The following is an 827-nucleotide window of genomic DNA, read 5'->3' on the forward strand; positions in this document are numbered from 1 at the left end:
CACATTCATCACCCTGAATTTTTCACCATCGATCTCCTGCTCGATGCCGGGGAAGGTATACAGGTCATCAACTTTCTCAGCTTGCTGGGCTATAAACCCACGCCTCCTGCGTGTTTCGCCCTTCATATTGAACTCGCATACCCCGAGCGCATTAATGCGCCTGGAGGCCCCTTCCTGCGATTCAGTAAAATCCTCTTTCAGTCGTAAATCTGAGCCGGTGGTCAGGACGTCACCCTTACCGGTGGAAATCGTGCCGCCAGCCCGGAAAATCCATGCGTCAGTACGTCCGAACCCATCCGCGTACAGCACAAGCCGGTGCTCAGTCCCGACCTGCTCTTCCATGTACATCTGTACATAAGCGCCGTCCACGTCACCATAGGCCCCGCGCCCGGCCATCAATGAGCGTACCGGACTGGAGGTCAGTTGCGTTCCGATGGCTGGGTTTGCTGGCATGGTCGATGATGCTGTGATCCTCCCGTCCGTTACCCAAAAACTTTGTACCTGCGCGTTCAGGCGGTTCTGCCTGTCGTGGATAAGGCGAGCGGTATAATCCGCACTGCTGCCGTTGTAGTGGAAGTCAATGTAAGGCGTGCTCATTGACAGCTCGATCGCCTGCGTCAGAACCTTCCCCTTTGACGTGTTATCGATGTTGCCGCCAGCTGATAACCCACCGGGCAAAGTCGTCTGGTTATCGGTCCCAATAACGAGGATGTCATCAAAGGTATCTGACGGTGACACAGTGGTCGCTCTTGAACGCTGAACCCTGAACGGTGTTCCCGAGCCAACGGCAATTGTCCCGCCTTGCCCCTGTTTTTTGAGCAGAGCCA

1 protein-coding gene is annotated in these 827 nt (G+C 55.4%); it reads right to left on the reverse strand.

From position 1 onward, the window contains the following. The coding region (locus tag AS136_RS25925) for a tail fiber domain-containing protein (RefSeq protein ID WP_148718848.1) at positions 1–827 on the reverse strand (827 nt) is incomplete at both ends.

It is taken from the genome of Klebsiella sp. D5A (genome assembly GCF_001620885.1).
GTDB lineage: Bacteria > Pseudomonadota > Gammaproteobacteria > Enterobacterales > Enterobacteriaceae > Klebsiella > Klebsiella variicola.